The sequence below is a fragment of the Dactylosporangium sp. NPDC051485 genome, assembly GCF_040682015.1.
Taxonomy (GTDB): domain Bacteria; phylum Actinomycetota; class Actinomycetes; order Mycobacteriales; family Micromonosporaceae; genus Dactylosporangium.
In genome coordinates, this window is the sequence record NZ_JBFAZW010000007.1 from 115042 (window position 1) to 140023 (window position 24982).

Annotated in this window: 21 protein-coding genes and 1 tRNA gene; 6 read left to right on the plus strand and 16 right to left on the minus strand. The window is 68.8% G+C overall.

Annotation, left to right across the window (positions count from 1 at the left end; genetic code table 11):
• Positions 1-85: 85 nt before the first annotated feature.
• From AB0M46_RS05825 to AB0M46_RS05835, 3 genes are all read right to left on the minus strand, one after another.
• Positions 86-853 (minus strand): hypothetical protein, encoded by a 768-nt coding sequence (locus AB0M46_RS05825; protein ID WP_363333173.1) that lies wholly within the window; start codon positions 851-853, stop codon positions 86-88.
• A 113-nt stretch (positions 854-966) separates the two neighbouring features.
• Complete coding sequence (locus tag AB0M46_RS05830; RefSeq protein WP_363333174.1) at positions 967-1887, minus strand: L,D-transpeptidase family protein; 921 nt, start codon at positions 1885-1887, stop codon at positions 967-969.
• On the minus strand, positions 1884-3698 hold the full coding sequence (locus AB0M46_RS05835; RefSeq protein ID WP_363333175.1) for a S53 family peptidase: 1815 nt from the start codon (positions 3696-3698) through the stop codon (positions 1884-1886). Before AB0M46_RS05835 ends, AB0M46_RS05830 begins: the two co-directional genes overlap by 4 nt.
• A gap of 541 nt (positions 3699-4239) precedes the next feature.
• Here AB0M46_RS05835 and AB0M46_RS05840 point away from each other — a divergent pair.
• Complete coding sequence (locus tag AB0M46_RS05840; RefSeq protein ID WP_363333176.1) at positions 4240-4893, plus strand: hypothetical protein; 654 nt, start codon at positions 4240-4242, stop codon at positions 4891-4893.
• Between the two features lie 10 nt (positions 4894-4903).
• Here the strand turns inward: AB0M46_RS05840 and AB0M46_RS05845 are convergent, their stop codons facing one another.
• The 5 genes from AB0M46_RS05845 to AB0M46_RS05865 form a co-directional block, all read right to left on the minus strand.
• The gene (locus AB0M46_RS05845) at positions 4904-5311 is read right to left on the minus strand and encodes a helix-turn-helix transcriptional regulator (protein ID WP_363333177.1); all 408 of its coding nucleotides are present in this window, start codon (positions 5309-5311) and stop codon (positions 4904-4906) included.
• Between the two features lie 435 nt (positions 5312-5746).
• Positions 5747-7129 carry an ATP-binding cassette domain-containing protein gene (locus AB0M46_RS05850; RefSeq protein ID WP_363333178.1) on the minus strand — a complete coding sequence of 461 codons (1383 nt, stop codon included), beginning with the start codon at positions 7127-7129 and terminating at the stop codon, positions 5747-5749.
• A complete protein-coding gene (locus tag AB0M46_RS05855; protein WP_363333179.1) occupies positions 7126-8112 on the minus strand; it encodes a branched-chain amino acid ABC transporter permease in 987 nt (328 codons plus the stop codon). The genes AB0M46_RS05850 and AB0M46_RS05855 overlap by 4 nt, the downstream gene beginning before the upstream one ends.
• Positions 8109-8972 carry a branched-chain amino acid ABC transporter permease gene (locus AB0M46_RS05860; protein ID WP_363333180.1) on the minus strand — a complete coding sequence of 288 codons (864 nt, stop codon included), beginning with the start codon at positions 8970-8972 and terminating at the stop codon, positions 8109-8111. The genes AB0M46_RS05855 and AB0M46_RS05860 overlap by 4 nt, the downstream gene beginning before the upstream one ends.
• A gap of 33 nt (positions 8973-9005) precedes the next feature.
• Positions 9006-10148 (minus strand): ABC transporter substrate-binding protein, encoded by a 1143-nt coding sequence (locus AB0M46_RS05865; RefSeq protein ID WP_363333181.1) that lies wholly within the window; start codon positions 10146-10148, stop codon positions 9006-9008.
• Between the two features lie 239 nt (positions 10149-10387).
• Between AB0M46_RS05865 and AB0M46_RS05870 the strand changes: the two genes are divergently transcribed.
• Positions 10388-11335: an MBL fold metallo-hydrolase gene (locus AB0M46_RS05870; RefSeq protein WP_363333205.1), complete on the plus strand. Its 948-nt coding sequence runs from the start codon at positions 10388-10390 to the stop codon at positions 11333-11335.
• A gap of 10 nt (positions 11336-11345) precedes the next feature.
• On the opposite strand, the gene AB0M46_RS05875 is transcribed toward AB0M46_RS05870, so the two are convergent.
• Positions 11346-12179: a helix-turn-helix transcriptional regulator gene (locus AB0M46_RS05875; protein WP_363333182.1), complete on the minus strand. Its 834-nt coding sequence runs from the start codon at positions 12177-12179 to the stop codon at positions 11346-11348.
• Between the two features lie 408 nt (positions 12180-12587).
• On the opposite strand from AB0M46_RS05875, the gene fabG reads away from it, so the two are divergent.
• Positions 12588-13298, plus strand: a complete 711-nt coding sequence (gene fabG / locus AB0M46_RS05880) for a 3-oxoacyl-ACP reductase FabG (protein WP_363333183.1) — start codon at positions 12588-12590, stop codon at positions 13296-13298.
• Positions 13299-13597: 299 nt separating this feature from the next.
• Here the strand turns inward: fabG and AB0M46_RS05885 are convergent, their stop codons facing one another.
• The 5 genes from AB0M46_RS05885 to AB0M46_RS05905 form a co-directional block, all read right to left on the minus strand.
• Entirely contained in the window at positions 13598-14425 is an 828-nt protein-coding gene (locus AB0M46_RS05885) for a hypothetical protein (protein WP_363333184.1), read from the minus strand.
• A 152-nt stretch (positions 14426-14577) separates the two neighbouring features.
• Positions 14578-15981, minus strand: coding sequence for a competence protein CoiA family protein (locus AB0M46_RS05890; RefSeq protein ID WP_363333185.1), 1404 nt, complete (start codon positions 15979-15981; stop codon positions 14578-14580).
• A 410-nt stretch (positions 15982-16391) separates the two neighbouring features.
• Complete coding sequence (locus AB0M46_RS05895) at positions 16392-17249, minus strand: helix-turn-helix domain-containing protein (RefSeq protein WP_363333186.1); 858 nt, start codon at positions 17247-17249, stop codon at positions 16392-16394.
• 502 nt (positions 17250-17751) lie between these two features.
• Positions 17752-17988 (minus strand): helix-turn-helix domain-containing protein, encoded by a 237-nt coding sequence (locus tag AB0M46_RS05900; protein WP_363333187.1) that lies wholly within the window; start codon positions 17986-17988, stop codon positions 17752-17754.
• Positions 17985-18233, minus strand: a complete 249-nt coding sequence (locus AB0M46_RS05905; RefSeq protein WP_363333188.1) for a hypothetical protein — start codon at positions 18231-18233, stop codon at positions 17985-17987. The genes AB0M46_RS05900 and AB0M46_RS05905 overlap by 4 nt, the downstream gene beginning before the upstream one ends.
• Positions 18234-18454: 221 nt before the next feature.
• On the opposite strand from AB0M46_RS05905, the gene AB0M46_RS05910 reads away from it, so the two are divergent.
• Positions 18455-18886 (plus strand): helix-turn-helix transcriptional regulator, encoded by a 432-nt coding sequence (locus AB0M46_RS05910; protein WP_363333189.1) that lies wholly within the window; start codon positions 18455-18457, stop codon positions 18884-18886.
• A gap of 104 nt (positions 18887-18990) precedes the next feature.
• Positions 18991-20712, plus strand: a complete 1722-nt coding sequence (locus AB0M46_RS05915; protein ID WP_363333190.1) for a tyrosine-type recombinase/integrase — start codon at positions 18991-18993, stop codon at positions 20710-20712.
• Position 20713: 1 nt separating this feature from the next.
• Here AB0M46_RS05915 and AB0M46_RS05920 read toward each other — a convergent pair.
• Positions 20714-20786 (minus strand) — tRNA-Thr (locus AB0M46_RS05920).
• Positions 20787-21001: 215 nt separating this feature from the next.
• Here AB0M46_RS05920 and ugpC point away from each other — a divergent pair.
• On the plus strand, positions 21002-22093 hold the full coding sequence (ugpC, locus tag AB0M46_RS05925; RefSeq protein ID WP_363333191.1) for a sn-glycerol-3-phosphate ABC transporter ATP-binding protein UgpC: 1092 nt from the start codon (positions 21002-21004) through the stop codon (positions 22091-22093).
• A 146-nt stretch (positions 22094-22239) separates the two neighbouring features.
• Here the strand turns inward: ugpC and AB0M46_RS05930 are convergent, their stop codons facing one another.
• Complete coding sequence (locus AB0M46_RS05930) at positions 22240-24972, minus strand: Hsp70 family protein (RefSeq protein WP_363333192.1); 2733 nt, start codon at positions 24970-24972, stop codon at positions 22240-22242.
• Positions 24973-24982: the final 10 nt, after the last annotated feature.

Genomic DNA, 24982 nt, shown 5'->3' on the forward strand with positions numbered 1-24982 from the left:
GCAGTGCAACGGCTCTCGCGGTGGCGGGCTGGGTCCGCCGCTCGGGACGGACCCAGCCCGCTCCCGCACCGGGCGAGCCGCTGGATCAGCCGGTGACCGGGGCCTTCGTCTTGCCGGGCGACGGCGGCGCGGCCGTCGGCGTGTCGGTCGTCGGCGGCGCCTGGGTCGGGTTGCCCGTCGGCGGCGCGGTGGTGGGCGAGCCCGTCGGCGGCGCGGAGGTGGGCTTGCCGGTCGGTGAGCTCGTGGCCGTCGGTGAGGCGGTCGCCGAGGTCGACGGCTTCGCAGTCGTCGGCGTGGTGCTCGGGCTGCCGGTCGGGCCGCCGCCGCTCTTGCCGCAGGTGGCGACCGCGAGGTTGATGGTGGCGGCCTCCGTGCCCGCCCCAGCGCTGATGGTGATGCGCATCGCGACGATCGTGGTGGTGCCGTCCGCGTTGCTCGACTTCACCCCGTAGGCGACCTTGCCGTTGCGGCCGACGGACCCGGCCGGGGTGCCGCTGACGCTGGAGGAGACCTGCCCGTTGGTGCAGTTCGCCGTCGCCTTCGACGCAGTGACGAGGCCACCGAACGCGGTGAAGCCGCTGACTTCGGCGGATGCCTTGCCGCCGCCGGCGCGGACGGTCGCGGAGCCGAGCTTGACGGTGCCGTCGGAGGAGCTCGCGCCGCCGGTCGCGGTCTTGGTGCTGCCGTCGGTGCTGGAGACCGCCGGGGTGGCGCCGATCGGTGCGGCGCCGCTCGCGCTGATGCCGTAGGCGGCGTCGCGGTGGGTCTCGGCGGCGCCGGCGGTCGTGGTGTACAGCAGCAGGCCCGCAGCGCCGGCGGCGACGCCAGTGGCTACGAGTGCTGCAATGCGCAAACGCATCACGGTCGGGATGTCCCTTCGAATTGCACGACAGATTCGAGGTGGTGCGGTTATCGGTGCCCGGCGGCCGGTCCAGATCCGGCCGGCCGCCGGCTCATGGCCCGGCGTCAGGGGTCGAGCTGGACGACGGCGCCCAGCGGCACCTCGGCGAGGGCGTGCAGGGCGTCGAGCGGCACGCGGACGCAGCCGTTGCTGACGTGCTTGCCGAAGACGTCGCTGCTCGGCCAGCCGTGGATCGCGGTGGTCGCCGGGCCGCCCTTGTAGGTGGTGAGGGTGGTGCTGTGGGTGCCGAGCGGCAGGATCAGCGGTGACATCCACTGGCTGTCGTCGACGACGGACGCGAGCAGGAACGTGCGCCCGATCGGGGTCGGTGTGGCTCGCGCTCCGACGGCGACCGTCCATTGCCCGACGAGGACACCGTCGCGGAGCAGTTGCAGCTGGGTGGCGTGCACGCTGACCCGGATCTGGTAGGGCGTGCGCGCCACGTCGACGCTGGCCGCGTCGAGCCAGCCGGTGCCGTGGTTGGGACGGCTGGGCAGCAGGACCTGCCACCAGCCGGGCTGCTCGTCGATGACGGGCAGCCAGGTCGGGCTGCCGGCCTGGACGATCGGCAGCCTGGCGATCGGCCGCCCGCCCGGCCGGTCGAACACGGTCGTGGTGGTGCGGTTGTGCACGACCACGCCGTCGGTCGGCGCGTGCCGGTTCGTGTCCAGTGGTGCGAGCGGCACGGTCGTCTCGGTGGTCGCCTCGGGCAACCCGCGCAGGACCGCGGCGGGGATGACCGGGACGGCCGGGTACTGCGACGCGCTCGGCGGCGAAGCCGGCTGCGTGGGTGTGGCCGGGGCGCTGGTCTGCGCGGCCGGGCTGCCCACCGTGGGGCTGGGTGCCGGGGCGTCGATGCGGCCGGGATGCGCCCGGCAGGTCGCGGCGGCGAGCATGACCGCCGCGACCAGGACAGCGCCCGCCAGGCCGGCGAGGACCCGCGGCCGGTTGCCGCCGGTCGAGGCCGGCGTGGCGGGGGCGTTCATCCGACGAGCTCCGTCAGGTACGCCGGGCCGGGGACGCCGAGACCGGTGACCGGGTCGTACCCGGGGCCGGTCTTGAGGCTCTGCACGCCGGCGTCGAGGTCGAGCAGGTAGTCGCCGGACGGCTGCCCGGCGACGGTGGCCGGGGTCCAGATCCCGGCGTCGACGTGCTTGACGTCGGTGACGATCGCCTTGCCCGCCGCCGTCTTGCTGTACAGGATCGGGGCGGCGAGGCCGACGACGGCGGTGCCGCCGCTGCGGGCCTGCGCGACGGCGGTCAGCGACGCGACGATCGGTGTGGCGAGGCTGGTCCCGCCGATCGGCCCGGCCCGGTACTGCCCGCCGACGGTGTACCCGACGTAGAACCCGGTGTACGGGTCGGCCAGCGCGCTGACGTCCGGCAGTATCCGCTTGGTGCCGGGCAGGCTCGCCTGCCAGGTCGGCTTGTCGAAGAAGTGGCTGGGGCCGCCGCCCGCGCCGCCGACGAGCGGCGGGTTGAGCCGCTTCCAGGCGCCGGCGGTCAGCACATTCCCCGCCGACTCCCACCCGGTCTGCACGACGACCTGGTTGCTGCCGTTCAGCCCGGTTGAGGTGCCGCCGACCGCCGTCGCCCACGGCGACGATGCGGGAAACATCGCGCTCGGGCCGTTCGCGCCGTCGAGGCTGGAGTTGTCGCCCCAGTCCCCGGACCCGGCGTAGAAGCCGATGCCGAGCAGCGCCGCCCGCGCGAGGATCGTGTTGGTCGCCGTCAGGTACGCGGAGTCGTTCGGCTCGCCGACGAGGCCCCACGACGCGGAGATCACGGTCGAGTCGATCGACGGGTCGGCGATGACCGCCGCGACAGTCTCCTCCAGCTGGGTGCAGTCCGGCGCAACGGCGTAGACGATCTTCGCGTCCGGGGCCAGGGTGTGCACGGTCTGCACGTCCAGGGCCTGCTCCGCGTACCACGAGTCCCGGTCACAGCCGGACGCACCGCCGGGCAGGTTGTACTGCTTGACGACGAGCCGGTCCGCCGCCAGCGCCGGCACCCCGTTCTTCGCGAACGTGGCGTTCGCGTCGGCGAGGACGGTCGGGTTGTGGAAGGCACCGACGATGACGATCGTCTGGCCCTGACCGCGGTCGTTCGCGGCGAGACCGTACATGGCGCGCAACTGCGGCCCGGTGTATCCGCACAGGACGTTGGACTGCTTGCCGGCCGGGTACTTCTGCGGCACGGATCCCTTGTTGTACTGGGCCCAGTACGCCGAGCAGTACTGCCCGTCGGCGGTCGGCACCGCGGCGGGGCGGGCGATCAGCGGCTTGGCCACCTGCTGGCTCAGCCCGGATACGGCTCGCACGTCCGCGCGGACCTTGGACGGGACGCGGACCGGCGACGCCGCCGCGCGGACCCGGACGCCGTCGCGGGTCGTGTCGCGCAATTGACTGCCGAATGCGGCGCGGGCCTGCCGCGCGGTGCCAGTGATGGTCAGCCGGGACCGGGTGTCGTCGAGGCCGGTGACCGTGAACCCGGCCTTCTTGGCCCAGCGGGTGACACGGCCGACCTGGCCGGCGTCGGCGCCGTACCGATCACGGACCTGAGACCTGGACAGGTGCTTGCCGAAGGTCGCGGTGCCCGGAGTGGCCACGGCCGTTGCCGCCGCGGACACCGTGGACGGGTCGGCGGCCAGGGTGAGGGTCAGGGTGACCGGCGCGCTGTCGGGCACGTTGCCCCCGCCGGGAAACGATGGTGCCGCGGCTGCGGGCTGGGCGATGGCGAACACAACCACCGCCGATGCCGCGAGCGCGACGGCAGCAGTGAAGGGTGTACGTCGCATGCAGAAGTTCCCTTCCGGCCGCCGGACCGAGCCGGCGGCACGCTGAGGACCGGCACGACGACAAGCCGTCGAGCCGGGACGTGATGAGCACGAGCAAGGGATCAGAGCGACCGCCGACGGCGGCCCGAACGACGTGGATCAGTCCGGCGGCGCGGTCCACCAAAGGGCACCGCCTGGACCTCGGTACTCGCGTCCAGCACGGCGCACGCACCACGAAGGCAGTGCCGGCCGGTCCACACCATGCGACCGGTCGAGCGCTGGCCGCATCATCGATCGAGCCGGCCAACGCGGCGACCCGATACCGATCCGGCGCATTGTCGTGCTGGTCACGCACCGAGAATCGTCGTTGTGGCAGACGCCGGGAAGTTGGCCAGAGTTAGCCAGGGTTAACCACAACAGTCGCCGGGTAGAGCCAGATGAATGAATCTTGGCGTGCATTGACGCCGACGCGACCGGCCATTAGATAGTGAGCAACCGATCTGTTCGCGCGAACGGGCAGATCGGTGTCTTGGGGCGGCTTGCATCGGGAGGGGGCCCGTGGATGAGTGCTACCTACGGCGTGATCGAGGACGAGCTCGCTGCCGAGCTGCCACGCGCGGTCGCCGAACACTTGCGTGACCTGGGGTTCGCCTGCGACACCGCGTTGCTTACGTTCCAGCAGGCGATACTCGCCGAACAGCTGGCCACCGTCGCCCTTGACACCGCTCGGCACGACCAGCCCACCAGCGAGTTCCGCCGCCTCGGAGCGGATGAGCATGGCAGCACCGCAGTGGCCGCCGCCGACCAGCACCTGGCGACCTACACCGTCCTCGCGGCGAGCTACGCCGTGTTCGCCAGCCGGGTGGTCACCGCCGCAGCTGACCGGGCACTCGACGTGCTGCCGCCGGCGAAACCGATCGCGCCGTCACGGCTCCTTGCCGATCTCCGCCACGCTCTGCCCCCGGTACAGCTGCCGTCGGACGTCGACGGCGGCGACCTCGCCGATCTGCTGCAGCGGGCATACGACCGCCTTGCCTCCGAAGCGAGCGCTGCTCGGTCCGGCGGCATGACGCACCACTACGACGGTCGCGCCGCCGCGGCGGGCCGTCCGGCAGGTTCCGTCAGTCTGTTGCCGGGGTTGCCGGACGCGTTGCACGCGTACGCCGCGTTGCTGCTGGATGCCGCCAATCTGGTCGTTCGCGGCGGGCACGGTTGAGCGGCGTGGCTCAGGTCGGCCAGTCGTCGAGGGGGTCGAGCGGCAGGCCAAGGTCCTCGGCGCGAACCCCTAGCGCCAACGCGAGGAGCCGGCGGCTACGTTGATCCGGGATCCGGTGGCCGTTCTCCCAGCGGCTGATCTCCACTTTGATGCTGTCGTAGGTCGCCGAACCGAACCCGTACGCCTCGCCGAGCTCCCGCAGGCGGAGGTTCAGCCGGTACTGCGACCATCCTTTGCGCTTGCGGGCGGCGCGAATGAGCAGGCCGATCCGCAGTGCCCGATCCCTTCGCTCGAAACTCATGCCAGTTCCTCGCAGGCCGATAGCGTGCCGATTCCCATCCGATTTCGGGTCGATCGCCGCGCCGACACGAAACCTCTGGCCGGCCAGTCCCGGTGCCGGTTGAGCGAGAATGCTCATCTGTTCTTCCTCCCCCGTGGAGCCGATGCACAGTGCAGGCGCTCGGCCGAACGGCGCACGCCCGTGTCGTGTTTCGCCGCTCGAATGCGCGACGTGGTGCAGGCTGCGGCGCTCGGCTACTGGCTGTCCGCTGCTCTGCTGCCGCGGCTACGGCGGGCGGAGTGCGTCTGCCGGGCCGCCAGTTGCTCGGTGGCGCGCATTGACGTGTTAACGCGTCCTCACCAGCGATCATGCGAGATACGGCCTGGTATAGCCATGAAGCGATCGGTGCCGGAACTGTGCATGCCGGATGTCGCAGTTCCGATTCCGGCGGCGGAAATGGTGTCCGGGAGCGTGTGGACAGGTGCCATGCGGCTCTACGCCGAATATGAACATCACCGGCACGGCCGTGTCGCCGATGAGCGGCGCAGCGCGGGAGGGCCTGCGACCGGCCGTCTACGCGTCGTGCAGGTTGCCGTTGCTGAGCCTCAGGACGCGGTCGGCCGTGCCCAGCAGCGGATTGGATGGCGTGGTGGTCAGTAGTACCGCAGTCTGTCGCGCTGCAGATCGGCGGAGCGAGTCACGGAGCCGGTCGACAACCGGGCCGGCCATGCCTTCGGTTGGCTCGTCGAGGACGAGCGCTGCTGAGCGGCGTGCAAGGGCGCAGGCGACGAGGAGGCTCTGCCGTTCACCGCCGGAGAGTGTCTCAACGCGCTGCCGCCCGCGCGCGGCGATCCAGGGTAAGGCGAGCGCGTCGGCCGCAGTGCGCGGGTCAGTGCCGCAGAGGCGGAGTTCGTCGGCGACCGTGAGCCCTGGGATCGGCAGCGTTCCTTGCAGCACGGTGGTGAGGCCGGCTCGGGCTCGCTGGGCCGCCGAGCTGCAGGTGAGATCGACGCCGTCGAGGCTGATCCGGGCGTTGCGGTGTGCTGGGTGCAGGCCGGCGAGGATATTGACCAGTGTGGAACGGCCGGAGCCGTCGGATCCGATGATCGCGGTGATCTCGCCCGGGTAGACGGACAAGGTGAGGGCCCGAAGGACGTGGTGGCGTCCATGGCTGGCATCCAGGCTGCGCACCTGCAGCCGGGCACGCACGGCCTCCCGGGTGGTGACTGCGACTGGTGCGTGCACAGCGGGTGACGCTGACAGGTCGCCGGCGCTCGGCAGGTGCGCGAGGACGGCCGACGGTTCGCCGGTATGGGCATGCCGGCCACCGTCCAGCAGCGTGACGACATCGGCGACCGCCTCGATCAAGGCCATGCTGTGGTCGGTGACGACGAGGGTGGTTGCGTCGGAGACCGTCAGGATCTGGCCGAGCAGGCCGGCTACCTCTTGTTCGCTGAGGCCGGCGCTGGGTTCGTCGAGGATGAGCAGTCGCGGTTCGCTGGCTAGTGCGGTGAGCAGTTCGAGGATGCGGCGTTGTCCGTAGGCGAGGTGAGCAGCGAGCATGTTGCCCGCACGGCCGAGGCCCGCTTGGTCGAGCAGATGGATCGCAGCCCGACGGGCAGATCGCAACGGCGTCCGGCGCACCGCGAGGGCGATGTTGTCCACGGCGGTGAGGGTGTCGATGACGGCTGGTCGTTGCCAGGTGCGGCTCATCCCGAGCTGGGCTCTGCGGTGGTGGGGCAGGTCGGTGACGTCACGGCCGTCGAAGCGGACCCGCCCGTCCGTTGGCCGGCCGGACCCCGCGATCAGGCCGAGCAGGGTGGTTTTCCCGGCGCCGTTGGCACCGACGATGGCATGCCTGGAGCCGCTGGCGATGCGCAGATCCACCGCATCGAGCACGGTCGCGTTGCCGTAGCGGTGGGTCAGCCCGTGCACGTCGACGGCGATGCCGGTCACGGGAACCCGCCCGTCGACGGGTCCGCAGCGAGGCGAGCGCGGCGGGCGATGCTGCGGCCGGCCGCGGCGGCGAGAAAGAGCGCTCCGAGCAGGATGTTGGCGTGCCCGGCCAGCAGTGCGGGAGCGACCAGGTCCCGCACGGCGACGATGACAGCGGCGCCGAGCATGGCGCCGGTCATCGTTCGGGTGGTCACCAGGGCTGCGAGGAGCGCGAGGGCTGACACGATGAATCCGCCGTCGCTGGGGCCGATGGTGTGTCGGACCGCGATGAGGACTGCGCCCGCTGCGCCGGCCACTGCTGCCGCGATGACGTAGACCAGCAAGACGTAGCGGCCGGTCGCCACACCGTTGGCCTGGACGCGCGCTTCCGCAGCGGCGATGCCCCTCAAGGTCAGCCCGAATCGGGAGCGCAGCAGCAGGGCGAGCGCACCGCCGACGGCAAGAGCACAGGCCAGCGCATATAGGTACAGGTAGCCGTGACGAGTGACGGGCGCGGTGGCCGGCCAGATGGTGATCGGGTCGACCGAGCGTCCGGCGTCACCGCCGGTGATGGATGTCGCCCGGCTCGCGACGGCCTGGGTCAGCACGCCGACAGCGACGGTGGTGAGCAGGAAGGTGGTGCCTCTGGTCCGCGTGGCGAAGACGCCGACAGCGGCGGCCGCCGTTGCCGCTGCCGCTGTCGCCGCGAGGAGCTGCAGCGGCCCGTTGCTCGTGACCGTGCGGCTCAGCGTGGCGGCGGTGTAGCCGCCGATGGCCAGGTATGCGCCCTGGCCGAGGGTCGGCAAGCCGGCGACATCCGTCAAGAGGAGCGCGGAGACGGCGACCAGACCCAGGACGATGGCGTAGGAGCCGAGGGAGATGGTGTAGGCGTCCAGGACCCAGGGCGCGGCGATAGCCGCCGCCACGGCGAGCGGCAGCGATGCCCGCCGCGCGGCGGTGGTGCGGGCCGCTGCAGCAACACCGGCGATCGTCAGGGTGATCATGCGACGCGCGCCGTGATCAGGTGGTGGTGGGTCCGCCAGGCGAGTCCGACCAGCAGCAGCGCGGCTAGGAGAAACGGCGCAGCGGTCGGCCAGGCGACCGCCACGCTCGTGTGCACCTGCCCGACGATCAGCGCCGCAAGCAGCGCGCCGCGCATGGAGCCCAGACCCCCAGCCACGATGATGATCAGCGACAGCGTTAGTACCGTCGTGTCCAGGCCCGGTGCAGGGCCGAGGATGGGAGCTCCGAGGACACCGGCGAAGACGGCCAATGCCCCACCGGCCATCATCACGGCCAGGTGGACCCGTCGGGGTTCCACGCCGAGTGTGGCGACGTGCCGGGGATCGGCGGCGACAGCTCGCACCAGGACGCCGGGCCGGCTGCGCTCAACCGTCAGATGCAGCGCGGCGGACAGCACCGCGGCGACGGCGATGATCGTCAGCCGGTAGACCGGGTAAGCGCGACCGAGCAGGGTGACTGCGCCGTCGAGGCCGGGCGGCGGTAGCACCGTCCGGGCCTGCGCGCCGTACCCGGAGGTGAGGACCTCGACGAGGATGAGGCCGGCGCCGATGGTGACGAGCGCCTGGTCCAGATGGTCCGGGACATGGCGCAGCAGCTCGGCGAGCCCGCCACCGGCCGCTGCACCGGTGGCGAGCCCAACGAGGAGGGCAACGACAAATCCGAGCCAGGTGCCCTGCGCGGCGAACCACCAGGCGAGGCACGCCCCGGCCAGGTACAGCGCGCCGTGGCTGAGCTGGAACACCCCGGCGACACCCAAGGACAGGCTCAGCCCCGCCGCGACGCAGTACAACAGCAGCCCGAACGCGACCCCATCCAGTGCGACGATCAGGTCGCCTGCCATCACCCAGTTCCCTGCCTGCTAGGACGGTGCCGGTCAGCCGCCGACGGTGGTCAGGTCGGCGGTGACAACCGTGTTTGCCACGCTGGTTCCCGAAGGCTGCGCGCGGCGTACGCACCAGTGCTGGACCGGTGTGTGCGTGCTCGGGCTGAGCTTCCACGTACCGCGCGGGCTGGTGACGTCGCTGACCTTGCCGATCGCGGCGTTGATCGACTCGGATGTCAGCTTGGCGCCGGTGACCGCGACCGCCTTGTCCAGCAGCGCACCGGCCGCGTACATGGTCTCGACGTACAGGTTCGGCGAGGAACCGTTGTACTTGGCCTTGAACGCCGCGACGAACGCGTCGTTGCCGGGGTTGCTCAGCGTCGGGTCGTAGGTGGCGACGGTCGTGATCCCGACGGCGGCCTGCCCCTGCGCCGCGAGCGCAGCACCTTCGGTGAGAAACGCCGGGCCGTACAGCGGCAGACCCACGTTGAACTGCTGGTACTGCTTGACGAACGCGACCGCTGCCGGCCCGGCGTAGAACGCGTACACGGCCTTGGCGCCGCTGTCCTTGATCTTCGTCAGCCACGGGCCGAAGTTGTTGTCGCCCGGCCACGGCGTATACGTCGGCTGTGCACCGGGGTTCGCGAGCTTCCCGCCCGCTGCGGTGAATCCGGTGACGAAGCCGCCGATCTGGTCCTTGCCGCCCTGATAGTCGGGTCCGACGACATAGACCGGACCGTCCACGGTGGATTTGACGTACGGGCCAGCCGCGGTGCCGTAGTCCGTGGAGGCGAACGATGTGTGCCAGGTGTAGGACAGGTCCTTCAGGGTGCTGGGCCGCCCGCCGGTGCCAAGGAACGGCACCCGTGCCGCCGTTGCCGGGCCGGCGATGTTGTTGACCGCGTCCGCGTTGGCGACGCCGACGATCGCGTGGACATGCTCGTTCGTGATGAGCCGGTCCGCGGCGGCTCGGGCCGTCGGTCCGCCGTCACCCTCGTCGGCCTCGACGATCCGGACCGGGTGACCGCCGAGCTTGTTGCCGTGCTCGTCGAGGTACGCGGTCCATCCCTTCTGCATGTCCTGGCCGATCTGCTGATACGGCCCGGACTTCGGCACCACGACACCGATCACGAGTTCGCTGGTCGGTGCCGGCTCGGCGGTGTTGTCGAGACTCGACCCCGAGCAGCCAGCCATCGCCGCTGCCACCGACGCCACCGCGAGAGCAGATACGTGCCTGTTGTACCTGGTCCAACCTCGATCCATCATGATCCTCCCCGTTGCTTGTGTGGGACTGTGGTGAATTTCCGGGCCGGTCGTCATCCGCTGATGACGCCGGAAAAAGTCGCCGGGTAGCAGCGGAGCTGCTACAGGCCGGCTATTCATTCATCTGATTGGCCGTTGTCACTGGTACATCGCACTGGCACCATGCCGTCATGGGTTTATCCGACGGGGGATGTACCAAGCTGGACGAGCTCGGACCTGACACCTACGCCTACCTGCACTCCGACAGCGGCTGGGGTCACAGCAACGCCGGCGTGGTCCGTGCCGGTGACGCAGTGCTGCTGATCGACACGCAGTACACGCTGCCGATGACGCGGCAATTGATCACCGCGATCGACGACGCCGGCCTGCCGCCCGTCACTACCGTCGTCAACACCCACGCCAACGGTGACCACGCCTGGGGTAATCAGCTGTTCCCCAGTGCCGACATCGTTGCGTCCGTAGCTACCGCGCAGTCGATGCCGCACGACTTCCCGCCGGCCCTGATGCAGCGACTGCTCAGCAGCGATGCCGCTACCACGGCAGCAGGTCGCTATACCCAGCTGCACTTCGGCGCGTTCGACTTCGACGGCGTGCTCGTGACAACTCCCACGACGACGTTCACCGGGACGATGTGCCTGGACATCGGAGGCCGCGAGGTAGTCCTCCGCGAGGTGGGCCCGGCCCATTCCGACGGCGATGTCATCATCCACGTCCCGGACGCCGACGTGTGCTTCGCTGGAGACATCCTGTTCGCCGCTGACCACCCCGTGATGTGGTGCGGGCCGCTGGAGAACTGGATCGCCGCCTGCGACAGCATCCTCGAGACCGGAGCCACCCACATCGTGCCGGGGCACGGGCCGGTGGTTGGCCCGGACGGCGTGCGCTACTTCCGCGCCTACTTGCAGCACGTCGCTGACGGGCTTGCCCTGCGATTCTCCCAGGGCATGCCGTACTGGGAGGCCGCGATGGACCTGCCGCTCGGCCCATATCGGCATCTTGCGCTGCGGGAGCGGCTCGTCGCCACGGCAGCAGCTACCTACCATCATCTCGGTGCCCCCAAGGTTCCGCCGGCGGAGGTCCTCGAACGCATGGCACAGGCACACTTCAACGCGGCCTGAGACCAGCACGTCAGGGACGCGTCCCCATCTGGTCAACCGGGATCAACATCATCAAGCGGAACCCGACCGCACGCAGGGTCGTCATCGCCACGATCTCGATCATTCGCGGCCCGTCGAAGTACGGCACATGCATCAACCGCCTGTCGCCATCCGGATGCAGGTGGACCTCGGCGTTCTCATCCCAGATCCGGCGCGCGTCCGCACTCCCGGACAGGATCCGCTGGATGATCTCCTGCAGGCGTGCGTTGTCCGGATGGCGGGCACTCGCCGCTCGCAGCTGCGCCAGCATCGGTCTGGCCCACGACCGCTCCCAGTCGATGAGCTGGAACCTGCTCTCCGCGTAGAGGAACGGCCACAGCATGATGTTCGGCTCGTGCCGCAGGTGCGGGAACCAGCTGAGGTGGTGCCGGTTGCTGAACAGACAATCCCACGCATCGTCGCTGACATACGCCGGCCACGGCTGCGCGTCGACGATGGCGCGCAACGATGCGAAGTCAGGCCCAACCGGCACCGCGCGTGGCGGCTCCGGCTCCTGACCAGTTGCCAGCATGTACAACACGGCCCGCTCTTCCACGGAAAGCCGCAGCGCCGCTGCCACCTGGTCCAGAAAGTCAGCTGAATACGGGCCTGGCAAGCCACGTTCGAGATTGGCATACCATCGCGTTGAAACACCGACCAGGTGCGCCAAGTCCTCTTGACTAACGTGCTTCTTCTTCGGGACGTTGCGTTCATAGAATAGGCCAGGAATAGCGCTCGGTCTCAGCCGCCGCCGCCACCTGGGCACCAGCTCACGCAGTTGCTCACCGGGCGCCAGCTGCGCCGCTGTCACCAATGTCGTTTCCACACTGTCCCCCGATTGTGTACGACAAACTGGCCGGCCATCCGCGAGGCAGAAATCGATACACGCCAGAGCCGGTAGCTTCGGCGCGGCATCGCGGCAGGTCAGCAGCGGATCAGAAGATCGCTCACCTCCAACTCCAGGTTTTGTAGTCGGGTCATTCCAGATTGTCAATCATGATGCATTGTGAAGGTGTGCCGAAAAGCCGCATTTCGGCTAATCGGAAGTGGCAGTTCCGGAACCCGGCATTCAGGAACTGCCGCCTTCCTGGCCTTCAGGCACGACGCACGGCACGCTCGACGAGGCGGTTAACCACCCGGAGAAATCACGGGATAAAACGAATCGGCCCTGAACATTCCGGACACCGCAATTAGGACAAGAACCAGCCAAACGTGCGATTTGAAGGTGGTCGAAGTGAGCAAGCGGTCAGTATTGATCACTGGCGGAAGTTCTGGTATTGGTCGCGCCACCGCGCTGCGGTTCGCGGCCGACGGACACAACGTCGCTGTGACGTTCAACACCTCCGAGCCGCCGGAGGGCGTACTGGCCGTCAAGTGCGACGTGTCGCAGCCGGACTCGCTCGACGCCGCGTTCGCCGAGGTGCAGGCGGCGCACGGACCGGTCGAGATCCTCGTGTGCAGCGCCGGCATCACCGACGACCAACTACTCATCCGCTTGAAGCCGGAGCAGATTGCGCGAGTACTTGAGACCAACCTGGCGGCTCCCATAAATGCGGCTCGGATCGCCGCACGGCGGATGATGATGAAGCGGTTCGGCCGCATCATCTTCATCGGCTCAACCGTGGGCATGCGGGGTGAGATCGGCCAGGCCAACTACGCGGCGTCGAAAGCGGGGTTGATCGGTGCCGCACGCGCGATGGCACGCGAGCTCGGCGGCTACGGCATCACCGTGAACGTCGTCAGCCCTGGCCTTACCGACACGCGGATGCTCCAGACCACAATCGGCAGCGAGAAGGCTGCACAGAAAGCTACTGAGGTACCGGTACCACGCATCGGCAAGCCCGAGGAGGTCGCGGCAATGGTCGCCTTCTTGGCCAGCGACGACGCCGGGTACACCACAGGAGCTGTCATCCCGGTTGACGGTGGCATCGGCATGGGGCATTAGGGGTTTGCCCTCCGGCCCATCGTCGAACGGTCGATCGATCCATGTGCGGGCACATCACCCCTGCAGCTCTCGCTTCTAGTCACGGGCACTGCCCGGTCGGCGTCGTGCTGCCGGCCGCGGTGGCGCCAATGCTGGCCGCACCGGGGCAGGTGCCGTCGGGGTCCGTTTGGTGGTTCGAATTCAATTGGGACGGAAACCGATGAGTGAACCCGGCGTGCTGGCCGGTCCTCGGGCGGCGTGTACGCCGGTTCGTGGTGTAGGAGCCTCTCGATAGTGCCCGCCGGGGAGAACGTCGGCTCCTACATGTCGGTAGCAGCGGTGCCCGGATCGAAGAAGTCAGCAAGGTAGTCGCGGAATGCTTCGTTGTCCCAGACTGCAGAGACCAGCTCTGGCTCTGGGCCGATTGCGGTGGCTCCCCTGCGCTCGCTGAAGGTCAGCAGCGAGAGCAGATAGTTGTAGTTGTGGCGGACGAGCGCGGGATCGGTGGACCACATGCCGAACTCGATGTGGAATCGGGCGGCGTTCGTCCAGTTAGCGGATCCCACCCATGTGATCTTCGGGTCGAACTTCAGGATGTCGCCGGCGAACATCTCGTCGTCCTCGTAGTACGTGGTGACACCGAGGACGAGCATCTTGGCGTGCAGGATCGGAAGCATCGATCCGTTGGCAGCTGGCCGCCATCCGGCGACACGCACGGGGCCGAGGTCGACGGCCATGGGCAGTCGGATACCGGGATGGATGACGACTGGCTTGCCGTGCTCGTCCGGCGGCGCCAGCTCTTGGAATCCCTCGAGGTAGGCGCTCGACAGTGGCCGGCCCTGTGCCGCGAGGCGTCGAAGCTGCGCGTACTCGGGCTGCTGTTTGTCCACCACGATGCAGCATTGCGGGAAGGCCACGAGCTCGTTGACGACAGCGCGGTCGCTCAGCCAAGGTACGCATCCGAGAGCGGCGGATTGTGGGGCGAGGCGGCGCCAGTAAGCGTTTGTCCAATCGGTAGTGCGGTGGCGGGCCAAGCCTGCGACGAGGTCGTCGATGACGCCGGAGCCGTGCACGATCGTTCCATGGTTGCAGGGTCGAGCGGTTGACCGCAGCAGTTGTTCGTACTCGCCGAGAGGCCGGGCGTTCATGTGCCTACTTTGCCACCAGAACGAGTCGGCGACCCGTGCGTCGCCGCGGTGAGAGTCGGGCTGGCCCCCGCGGTGACGGTACGGACGACGTGCGCCGCACCGATGACCGGCTCTCAGCCGAGACGTCGCCGGCGCTGGTCGGGTGCACCGCCCTAGATCAGGAACATCTGTTCGTGATCCGGGAGGTCGAAGGCGAAGATCCGGACCGGATCGATCTTTCCGGTGTCTATGAGTAGCTGGGCCTCGCGGGCGTTGCGGACGTAGATGCGTACGGTCGGCGGTAGCCTGTGCAGTGAGGCCGGGCTCGGCCGGAGGATGCCGTAGAGCCTGTGGCGTAGGCGAGCTGCGATGCCGTATGCGGTGTCGGCAGTGGGCACATCAGGGGCGAACTCGAGCCGTGCCCCGTCCTCCTTCCACAACGGTTCGGCCACGGCCTCTTGCAGCTGCTGGATCTGCTTGGGGGACAACTCGTCCCACCATCGCTGCGCGGCCTGTAGTTCCTGCTGTTCCTGGAGCAGCCGTTCGCGTTCGGCGGCTGCGGCCTGTTCCTGCCGCTGGAGTTCCGCTGCTTCGCGTCGTTGCCTGACCTGTTCGGCTTCGATCGCCCGCTGCCGTTGCTGCTCCTCAAGGCGGACGCGCTCAGCCTCTGCCCTGATCTCACGTTGGCGTTCGTCCTCCAAGCGCTGGGCTTCGCGCTGCCGCGCTTCTTCTTCTTTGCGGATCTGCTCGGCTTGCTGCTTCTTCTCCTCCTGCTCGCGTCTCCATGCTTCTTGGCGTTGACGCATGGCATCGTGTCGGGCTTCCTCACCGACGCTGCGTTGTGTCGTCCAGGTCAGCTGGCGACGGCCGAAGCCCTGTTCGGAGGGCAGCCAGACCCGCCGGTAGCGCGGCAGTACCTGATGGGGGGCGGTCTGCTCGTGCAGCACCCACCGGATGAACCTGGTCAGGTCGAGGTCCTCGACGACGATCCAGACGCCGTTCTTGAAGTCGAACCCGGCCACGCCGTCCACGACCGCCCAGGAGTCCCCGCCGCGTGGTTCGCGCACTCTGATCGACGGGACCTTGCTCATCCACGGCACCACCGTCTCCGCCGGGCTGACCCAGCACACTTCGATGCCTTCGCTCCGGTAGCGCTCGGTGCGGTCGCGGATTTCCTCGTCGGTGATGGGCGACAGCTGAGCTTCCCACGCGATGCGCCGGGCGCCGTCGTGTGCTGAGGCGAGCACATCAGCGCGCCAGGTGCCGTCGTCGGCACGGACCTCCAGCTCGGCGTGCCAACCGGCGTCGCGGACCCGGGTGGCTAGTTCGAGCTTGAGCAGGTGGTGTTCCAGGGACTCGTTGAGCCACGCGCAGTTGGCCGGGCGGCCGGGGTCGTGGGCGAAGTAGCGCAGTTTGCGGGCAGACACCTTGGCGTGTACGCCGTACCCGCAGTCCGGGCAGCGCAGCGCGATCCTGGGCTGGACCTTGTGCACCATGGTCCAGCTCAGCCCGCATCCGAGGTCGAGCAGGGTCGCGTCAATGCGGCCGGCTTCAGGATGGATCGCCGCGAACGGCATGTCAGCGACCAGCTTGGCAGCGGACGGCCGGGCCGCTCATCGGGCGCGCCGTCCGGACTGTGTGTCATGGTCCAGTGGGGTGGCGCCGCGCGACAGCGGACCTGCCTCTGCCAGCTCCAACAGTCGGCCCATGACGGCGTCACGCAGGCACCTCGGCTCACCGCCAACCGCTGCCACCAGCATCTCCCCTGTTCGGCCTACGACTGCAATCAATCTATCGACAGACCCACATCCACTGACATGCCTGTGACACATCTGCTGACAACAACGTAAAAAGATCGCTGTCAATGACGTGCAACATCGCATCGGGGCCAGTCCAGATCGCGATCGACATCCATGTGGCAAACCACTGACAACGAATTGGCACATCGCACCTCCGAGTGTTTCACCCTCAGTCTCAGCCCAGGCGGTCAAGCCGACCGGACCAGCCGCAAGCGGGGCCGACCATCCGCCGAGTGGATCAGTGGGCTCGGCGCTACGAGGTGACGCCGGCACGCTGGACAGCGGATGCCGGTGCTGCCGTTGAGTCCATGTTCGCATCGGTCGCGGCCTTCCGGGTCCGCCGGTGTTGCCTGCCCGCTGACGCCACCCACCGCAACGTCCGTACGAACAGCAGCCCCGTCGTTGGGATGGTGGAAGTTGTGGTTCGGTCCGTGGGGGGTGGGTGGCAACGCCGTGGGTTGCAGCTGCACGTCGCCGTGGGGTGCAGCCGACGCTTCGCGCCCTATGCCGTGGGGTGCAGCCGCCGCGGACGCGGCGCACCCTGCGCCCGACGCGCCGGGGTGCAGGTTGCGCTCATCGGGCTGCGCTGCGCCCGGCTTCGTGGGGTGCAGGTCGACGAGAACCTCTTCCGGCACCTGGCCCACTTCCTCAACGGCCGGAGCTGGGCGGTGCCGACCACGGCGGCGCTCAGCAAGCGTCGACGCCGCGCCCGCAACCTGCGTTGGCGTGAGCACCTCGACCCGGTCGAGCACGTCAGCTGCCAGGATCAGCCGGTACTCGTCGGCCTGGCCACGCCGCGAGCTGCGGCGAACCAGCGCGATCAGTCCCGCGGCCCGCAACGCCGCGAGCGCGCCCTGGACCACGTTGTAGGTCAGCTCGCAGTCGACAGCCAACCGGGCGACGCCCGGATAGACCCTGGTGCCGTCATTGTCCGCGTACGTGGCCAGCGTCAACGCCACCGCCTTCACCGTCCGCCCGAGGCGGGCACGGCGGACGACGTCCGTCCATTGACGCAAGGTCACCGATTCGTCAGCTGGCTCCGCCATGCTGCGGTCTCCTCCTGCTCCCTGTAATCGGGCAGCACAGAGCGCCGGAACGGCGCCGAGTTGTATGCCATCCGGAGCGACATCAGATCTTCAAACCCCGCCGCCACCACCTGGCGTTTCAGGGGTCGTCGTGCTCACCGAGGCGGCGACGCTCCAAGGCGCGCACCTCCTCAGCCACCTCCGGGTACCGGGGCGGCTCCTCGCCTGCGGCGAAATGTCGCGCGTCACCGACGGACCCGATGCATCGGCATGCTGCGCACGTGCGCCGGTCCCAGAAGTCCATCGGCACAGCTTCGTCCGGCTCGAATCGGTGCTTCGGGACACGCGTCGTCGCTTCGCCGGGCGGCACCACGCGCCGACGCCGCTCACCGGGTCGCATCTGCCTGCCCCCCACGGGCAACCACCGTCGGCGGCAGGATGGTGACGGGCGGGGCCGGTCCCCGATACGCCCGCCGCCTGGGTGCAGCGGGACCGGTGTCGCGCCGCAGACGCGCTGCGCGGCTCATGCCGCACTCAGATCCGTATCTTCGTGATCCGACGCGTCTGCGGCGCGCCGCTGGAGCTGCTTGACATAGGCCGCGAGGTCGTCGGCCGGAATGCGGCGGCTCGCGCCGATTTTGACGCTGTCCAGCTCGCCCGAGCGGATCAGCTTCTTCACCGTTCCCTTGCTGAGACGCAAGGCTGCGCCAGCCTCCTCGACTGTCAGCAGCAGCGGCTCCAGGGCCGAGCCGCCGCTCACGCGACCTCCTCACGGATCAGGTCGCTGATGCCGACTCCGAGCCGCCCGGCGACGACACCCAGCACACCCAGCGACGGCGCTGAACCCATGCGCCACCGACGCAGGCTGGCCTTCGACAGCCCCGCCACAGCGCACCGCTCACGATCATTTCGTGCACCAAGCGCCTTGGTCCGCTCCCGGAAAACCTCGTCGTTCCAGACCGGGCGACGCCGGTCCCCACCCGCCAGTGTCGAAGCGTCAGTCATGACACCGCACGCTAAGGGTTCAGATCTGAGCCATAAAGGGTTCTGGCTAACTAGACTTTTCGATGTCAAGTATGCAAGGGTTCAGATGTGAACCTCAGAACAAGGCAGTTCAGAGAGCATCGCTGCACTTTTTCACTTACGGTTCTGATCAGAGCAGTCTCCGATCGGAACCACAGACATCCAGCGTCCTCAGCGGCGGAGCAGACCGCTATGGTGGCGCCATGTCCGCCGACGAGCGCGCCGGAGAACGCCTCGCCTCGCTGCTGCGCGACCGGCGCCAGGCACTCGGCTACACGCTCGCCCACGTCGTCGCGGAGTCCGGCGTCAGCGAATCGGCCATCAAGCGTTACGAACGCGGCCTCATCGAGTCGCCGAATCCAGCCCAAATCGTGGCCATCTGCAAGGTGCTGGGGATCAATCCACGCGAGGCCGCGATCGCAGTCGGCTTCGGAACCAGGGAAGACTTCGGCCTGCCGCCGGAAGAACCCCCGTATCCCGAGGTCATCCGGCAACTCGGTCGCGCGCTCACTGATGAGCAGTTCACCGTGTCGCAGCGCGCCGCCCTGGAGCACGCGCTACGAGGGGCATTCGAAGCCTGGCAGATGGCCCTCTCAGCCACTCCAGGCGATACGCCTGGAGTGCGACGCCGCTGACTCGGCGAGCGCAACCCGCCTGCAGGCACATCGCGGATGCGGCCAGCCGACCCTGGGAACGGTGGTTTCAAGCCGCCGGGTCTCACGCGGTTAGGGCGGCGATCGTGGGACGCCCTCGCAAGGCTGCGCCGACCACCGGCAAGGCCCAGGAAGAAGTCTCCGTCTGGTGCGGCACAGAGGGCTGGCAAGGCCAGCTTCTGGTCGGCACCAAACCCAACGGCACACCGGACATCCGGCACCGACGCGGCAAGAGCGACAACGAGGTCCGCGCCAAGCTCGCAAAGCTCGCCGACGAGGTCGCGGCCGGGCGACTCGTCAAGTCCGGCATGCCACCGAAACTCAGCAAGCTGCTCAACGACTGGGTCGACGCCCACGAGGACGACTGGAGTTACAAGACGAAGCACAACTCCTACGGCTGGGCCGTAGACAACTGGCTGGTCCCGGGTCTCGGCGAATGGCGCCTCGACAAACTCCTGGAGCAGCCCAAGGCGCTGGAAACATTCTTCAAGTCGATCCGACGCAAGCCCGAACCCGATGATCAGGGACTCGGAACCGGTGAGAAGAAGACCCGCGACAAGGGACCCGGCCTCAACGCGGGCGGAGTGCATCTGGTCTTCCGGACGCTGCGCGCCGCCTGCAACTGGGCGGTGAAGCAGAAGATCATTCCGCGGAGCCCAGTTGAGTTGATGACCTGGGTGCCGAAATTGGAAGAGGAGGAGGTCACTCCGCTTTTCGTCTCCGAGGTCAAGGCCATCCTGAAAGTCTGCGAGCACCGGCGCAACGGCACCCGGTGGACGATCGGGATGCCGTTGGGCCTGCGGCAGGGCGAAGCGCTCGGCCTGCCGTGGATGAGGGCGTCGACGTCCACCCGCGACAAACCGACCGGTCTCGACCTCGGCGGCTGGCTGGTGGTGCGGCGGCAGGCCGGAAGCCGTCTCTGGGAGCACGGCTGCGACGATCCGGTCGCGTGCGCCGAGCACTTCTGCCGGACCACACCCTGCCCGACCCGGTGGCAGCACGGGTGCGGCAAGCCTCCCAGCGAATGCACGAAGCATCGGGTCGACCGCTGCCCCCGGCGCAAGGTCAGCGAGGGCTGCCCCCGCCACAAACGGAAGGAGTCGTGTACCGAAGTCTGCGAGCCGGGCTGCACCAAACACGGGCACCGGTGCCCGCAACGCACCGGTGGAGGCGTCGTCTTCACCGACCCGAAGAGCAACGCCGGGAAACGCCGCATCGCGCTGGACCCGCGGATGCTCGACCTGCTCAACGCCCACAAACAGGTCCAGGACCAGGAGCGCCTCGACGCCGGGGACACCTGGAAGGAATTCGGCCTGGTCTGGTGCCAACCCGACGGCCGGCCCTACGACGCCAAAAGCGACTGGCTGGACTGGAAGGCCATCTGCCGGGAGGCCGGAGTACGGGACGCCCGCGTCCACGACGGCCGGCACACCGCAGCGACGATCCTGCTGCTCCTGGGCATCGACGAGCAGACAGTCATGGCCGTCATGGGCTGGTCGGACCGGCGCATGGTCCAGCGGTACCAGCACGTCATCGACGAGCTGCGGGTAGAGGCATCCAAACGCGTTGGTGACTTTCTGTATGGCCCGGAAGAACCGGCCGAGCAAACGCCGCCGGCCCCAGCGCCACGGGTTGCGGCCACAACTGCAGCTGTTCAGGAAATAGAGACAGTGGCCGATGGAGTTTTCGAGGGTTTCGCTACCGATCTTGCTACCAGAGGCCCAGATGCCAAGATCATCGCATTCGACCCATCGAGAAGGAGGAATGGGCGCAAGCGTTTGACCAGCATGAACGAGCAAGTGCAGTGAGAGCCGACGGGGGGACTTGAACCCCCAACCTTCCGATTACAAGTCGGGTGCGCTGCCAGTTGCGCCACGTCGGCTGGTCTCACGATGGTACCTAGGTGGGGAAGAGCTGTCCTCCCGATACTCCCGGGGACGAAGCGTAGCAAAACACCGCCAATTCGGGCTGTGACCTTGGCACGGGGCGTTGTACCGCCTACTGTTGCGGTACTTCGCGTCCTGCACCGCCGCAGGCCGGAGGTACTTCTACTCGGATCGTCCGGCACGTTCCTGCCGGTGGAAGGTGGCTACCCCTATGGCTACGGTCACGTACGCGAAAGCGTCGCGCATCTACCCGGGCACCCCGCGGCCCGCGGTGGACGAGCTCGAGCTCGAGATCGGGGACGGCGAGTTCCTGGTGCTCGTCGGGCCCTCCGGTTGTGGCAAGTCGACCTCGCTGCGCATGCTCGCCGGGCTCGAGGATGTCGACGCCGGTGACATTCTGATCAACGACCGCAACGTCACGCATCTGCCGCCCAAGGCGCGCGACATCGCGATGGTGTTCCAGAACTACGCGCTGTACCCGCACATGACGGTGTACGAGAACATGGCGTTCGCCCTGAAGCTGCGTAAGACGCCGAAGCACGAGATCGACCGTCGGGTGAAGGAAGCGGCCGCGATGCTGCAGCTCGAGGACTACCTCGGGCGTAAGCCGAAGGCGCTGTCCGGCGGTCAGCGGCAGCGTGTCGCGATGGGCCGCGCGATCGTGCGTGAGCCGCAGGTCTTCCTCATGGACGAGCCGCTGTCGAACCTCGACGCCAAGCTGCGTGTCCAGACCCGTTCGCAGATCGCGACGCTGCAGGCCAAGCTCGGCATCACCACCGTGTACGTCACGCACGACCAGGTCGAGGCCATGACCATGGGCCACCGCGTGGCGGTCCTGCTCGACGGCGTGCTGCAGCAGGTCGACAGCCCCCGCGCGCTGTACGACCGGCCGGCCAACGTCTTCGTGGCCGGGTTCATGGGCTCGCCGGCGATGAACATCAAGACCGTGCCGCTGACCGACCAGGGCGGCCGCTTCGGCGACGTCATCCTGCCGCTGACCCGCGAGCAGATCGCGGCGGCGCAGACGGACGGGGCCAACGGGCGGGTCACCGTCGGGTTCCGGCCCGAGGACACCGACCTCGTCGGGGCGAACGACGGCGGCATCCCGATCACGGTCGACCTCGTCGAGGAGCTTGGTTCCGACGCGTACGTCCACGGGATCGTCGCGCTGGACGGGCAGGACGAGCGGTTCGTCGTCCGGGCCGACCCGCGCCGCACGCCGCGGCTGACCGAGATCGTGTACGTCCGTCCGCACGCCAACACGCACCACGCGTTCAACGCCGCGACGGGCCAGCGCATCTAAAGCAGCAAGCAGCAACGAAGGGGCGGCGCCTGGAGCGCCGCCCCTTTTCGCATAGAAGGCCCCGGTAAAACCCCCGTCGGGGTATAAATCCGGAAATGTCGTGGCGCGCCAGCGCCCGACATTTCGTTCAAAGCGCTCAAGACGGGCTAGGCGAAGGTCCAGACCTGCAGCTTCGACCCTGCCACGCAGGCGATCTTCGAGGCGTTCCAAGAGCAGCTGGTGCCGACGACCTTGGGCAGCGTGCCGAGCGCGACCCGGTCCCCGCTCGACGCCGTCACCCCGACCAGCGCCGCGTCGGCGGCGTACGGCGACGGGGCCTTGGCGAAGAACAGCAGGCTGCCGTTGGTCACCCGCACGCCGAGCGCCCCCTGGTCCTCCTGCTTCAGCAGCTGGGTGCCGTCCTCGCCGTACAGCCGGCTCGAGCTGCCGTTGGCGGAGGTGGCCAGGATCTGCTTGCCGACGGGGACGAGCAGGTCGGTGGCCTTGGCCTCGCGCTGCCACAGCTGCTTCTTGTCGGAGACCGACAGCATGTGCAGCGTGGTGTCCGAGCCGTCCGAGGCGGACGAGTCGAGCACGCAGAAGCGGCCCGCGCCGCAGGGGGAGACCGAGGCGATGCGGTGCTTGTCGTCGCCCGCGTACAGCTGGTCGGGCTCGCTCTGCTTGGTCAGGTCGTAGACCTTCACCGTGTACTTCGTGCTGGTGCCGTAGACGATGAGCATGTCGTCAGCCATCGCGTACTCGGAGTAACTGTCGCCGCTGTCGTTCCAGCTGCGCAGGATCTGGCCGCCGGCCGACGCGTCGCGCAGGTTGATTTTGCCGCCGTCCATCGAGACGTAGGTCGTGCGGGACTTCGTGTCGCGATCGGTCGGGCCGCCGCCGAAGTCGGCCGGGCCGCGGGTGTCCGTCGCGTTGACCGGGCCGCGGATGACGGTGCCCTTCTTGTCGTCGTCCAGCGACCACTTCGGCTTGCCGTCCCACGCGTACGCGTTGGTCTTCTTGGCGGAGTTCGAGTGGACCACCCAGACCGAGTCGAGGAACAGGACGCGGTCGTCGGAGTTGAAGTCCTGCTGCACGCGCTCCTCGCCCTTGGCGGTGTTCAGCAGCCGCAGCGTGCCCTTGGTCCCGCCCGCGCCGATGAGCACCAGTCCGCCCGGATTCGGATAGAGCTGCCAGCGGGTGGTGTCGGTGTCGATGTCGCGCTGCCAGACCTTCTTCTTGTCGTCGAGCTCGTACGCGGCGACGTGGAACTTCTTGTCCGCGACCCAGCCGACATAGGTGCGCGAGCCGAGCGTGGCGGTGACCGGGTAGCTGATCGCGTTGGCATCGGCGCTGAGGGCCAGTTCGCCCGCGCTCGCCACGGTCTTGAAGTCGACGGAGTTGATGCGGTCGCGGAAGAAGAACCAATACGTGCCCGCCCCGACCAGCGCGAGCACGGAGAGGGCCGCCACGGCGCCGACGAGCAGGCCGGTCCGGCGGGGTCGCGACGGTACCGGAGACGGAAGCGGCGCGGCGGAAACCGGTGGCGAGCTGATCTGCCCCGGCGGAACCGCCTGCGCCGCGGTCATCGGATACCCCGGAGGCGAAGAAACCGGACCGCCACCAAAACCAGCCGAAGCCGGAGCTCCCCCGAAGCCAGCCGAATTCGGACCCCCACCAAAACCGGCCGACGTCGGAGCTCCCCCGAAACCGGGCGAAACCGGAGTACCGCCGAAGCCTCCAGAGACCGGAGAAACCGGCGCGGCTGAAAACGGCGCCGTGGGAGGGGCGGCAGGAATGCTCTCGGTCCGATAACCAGCCGCGACGGGGACGATCTCGGCGAGCGCGCCTTCGGCGACCGGCAGCTCGGGCTGTTCCAGTACCGTCGGCGCGATTCCCAGGTCCGCGTGCAGGAGCCGGGCGGCCAGCGGCAGCCGCGACGAGCCGCCGACCAGGAAGAGGCCGGCCAGCTGGTCGGCGCGCAGGCCCGCGGCCTGGATGACCTTGCCGGTCTCCCACACGGCCTGGCGGATCAGCGGCTCGGTGACCCGCTCGAGCTCCTCGCGGGTCACGTGCAGCGCCTGGTCGCGGCCGGGCACGGTGATCGGCGCGACCGTGGTGCGCGACAGCATCTCCTTGGCCCCGCGCACGTCGTCCCAGAAGAGCCGGCGGTCGCGGCGCTCGGTGGTGTTGGCGGGGTTGCGCAGCCGGGCCCAGGCGTCCGGGCTGGTCTGGGCGATGACGTTGCCGAGGTGCTCGATGATCGCGGCGTCGACGTCGAGGCCGCCGAGGTCCTCGATGCCGCCGGAGCCGGCCACGGAGAAGCGGCCGTTGTCGTTGCGCACGACGGCGATGTCCAGCGTGCCGCCGCCGAAGTCGAAGACCGCGAGCGCCGCGCCGACGGGCACCGGGCGGCGCAGGACGTCGGCGAAGTACCGCGCGGCGGCGACCGGCTCGGGCACGAGCCTGACCGGCGGCCAGCCGGCCCGGCGGGCCGCCTCGGCGAGCACGTCACGGCGGCGGGCGCCCCAGGCCGCGGGGTAGGTGAGCACCGCGGTGGGCAGGAACCCGACCGCCTCGACGGCGGCCCGCGCGACCGCGGCCAGGATCGCCGCGAGCAGGTCGACGGTCGCCATCTCCCGGTCGCCGAGCAGGACCGTGGGCTCGTCGATGCGCCGCTTCGGGTTGGGCTCGAAGCGCGACGGATCGAGCCCGGCCATCCGGTACGCGTCCCGGCCGACGTGCAGCCGACCATGCTCGTCGACGTACACGCCGGACGGCATGATCGGCGCCCCGTCGACCAGGAGCGGACGCGTCCGACCGTCGGGGTGGCGAACCACCGCGACGGTATTGGACGTGCCGAGGTCGACCCCGATGGCGAAGCCCTGCTGAGGCTGAGTCACCGGCCCATAT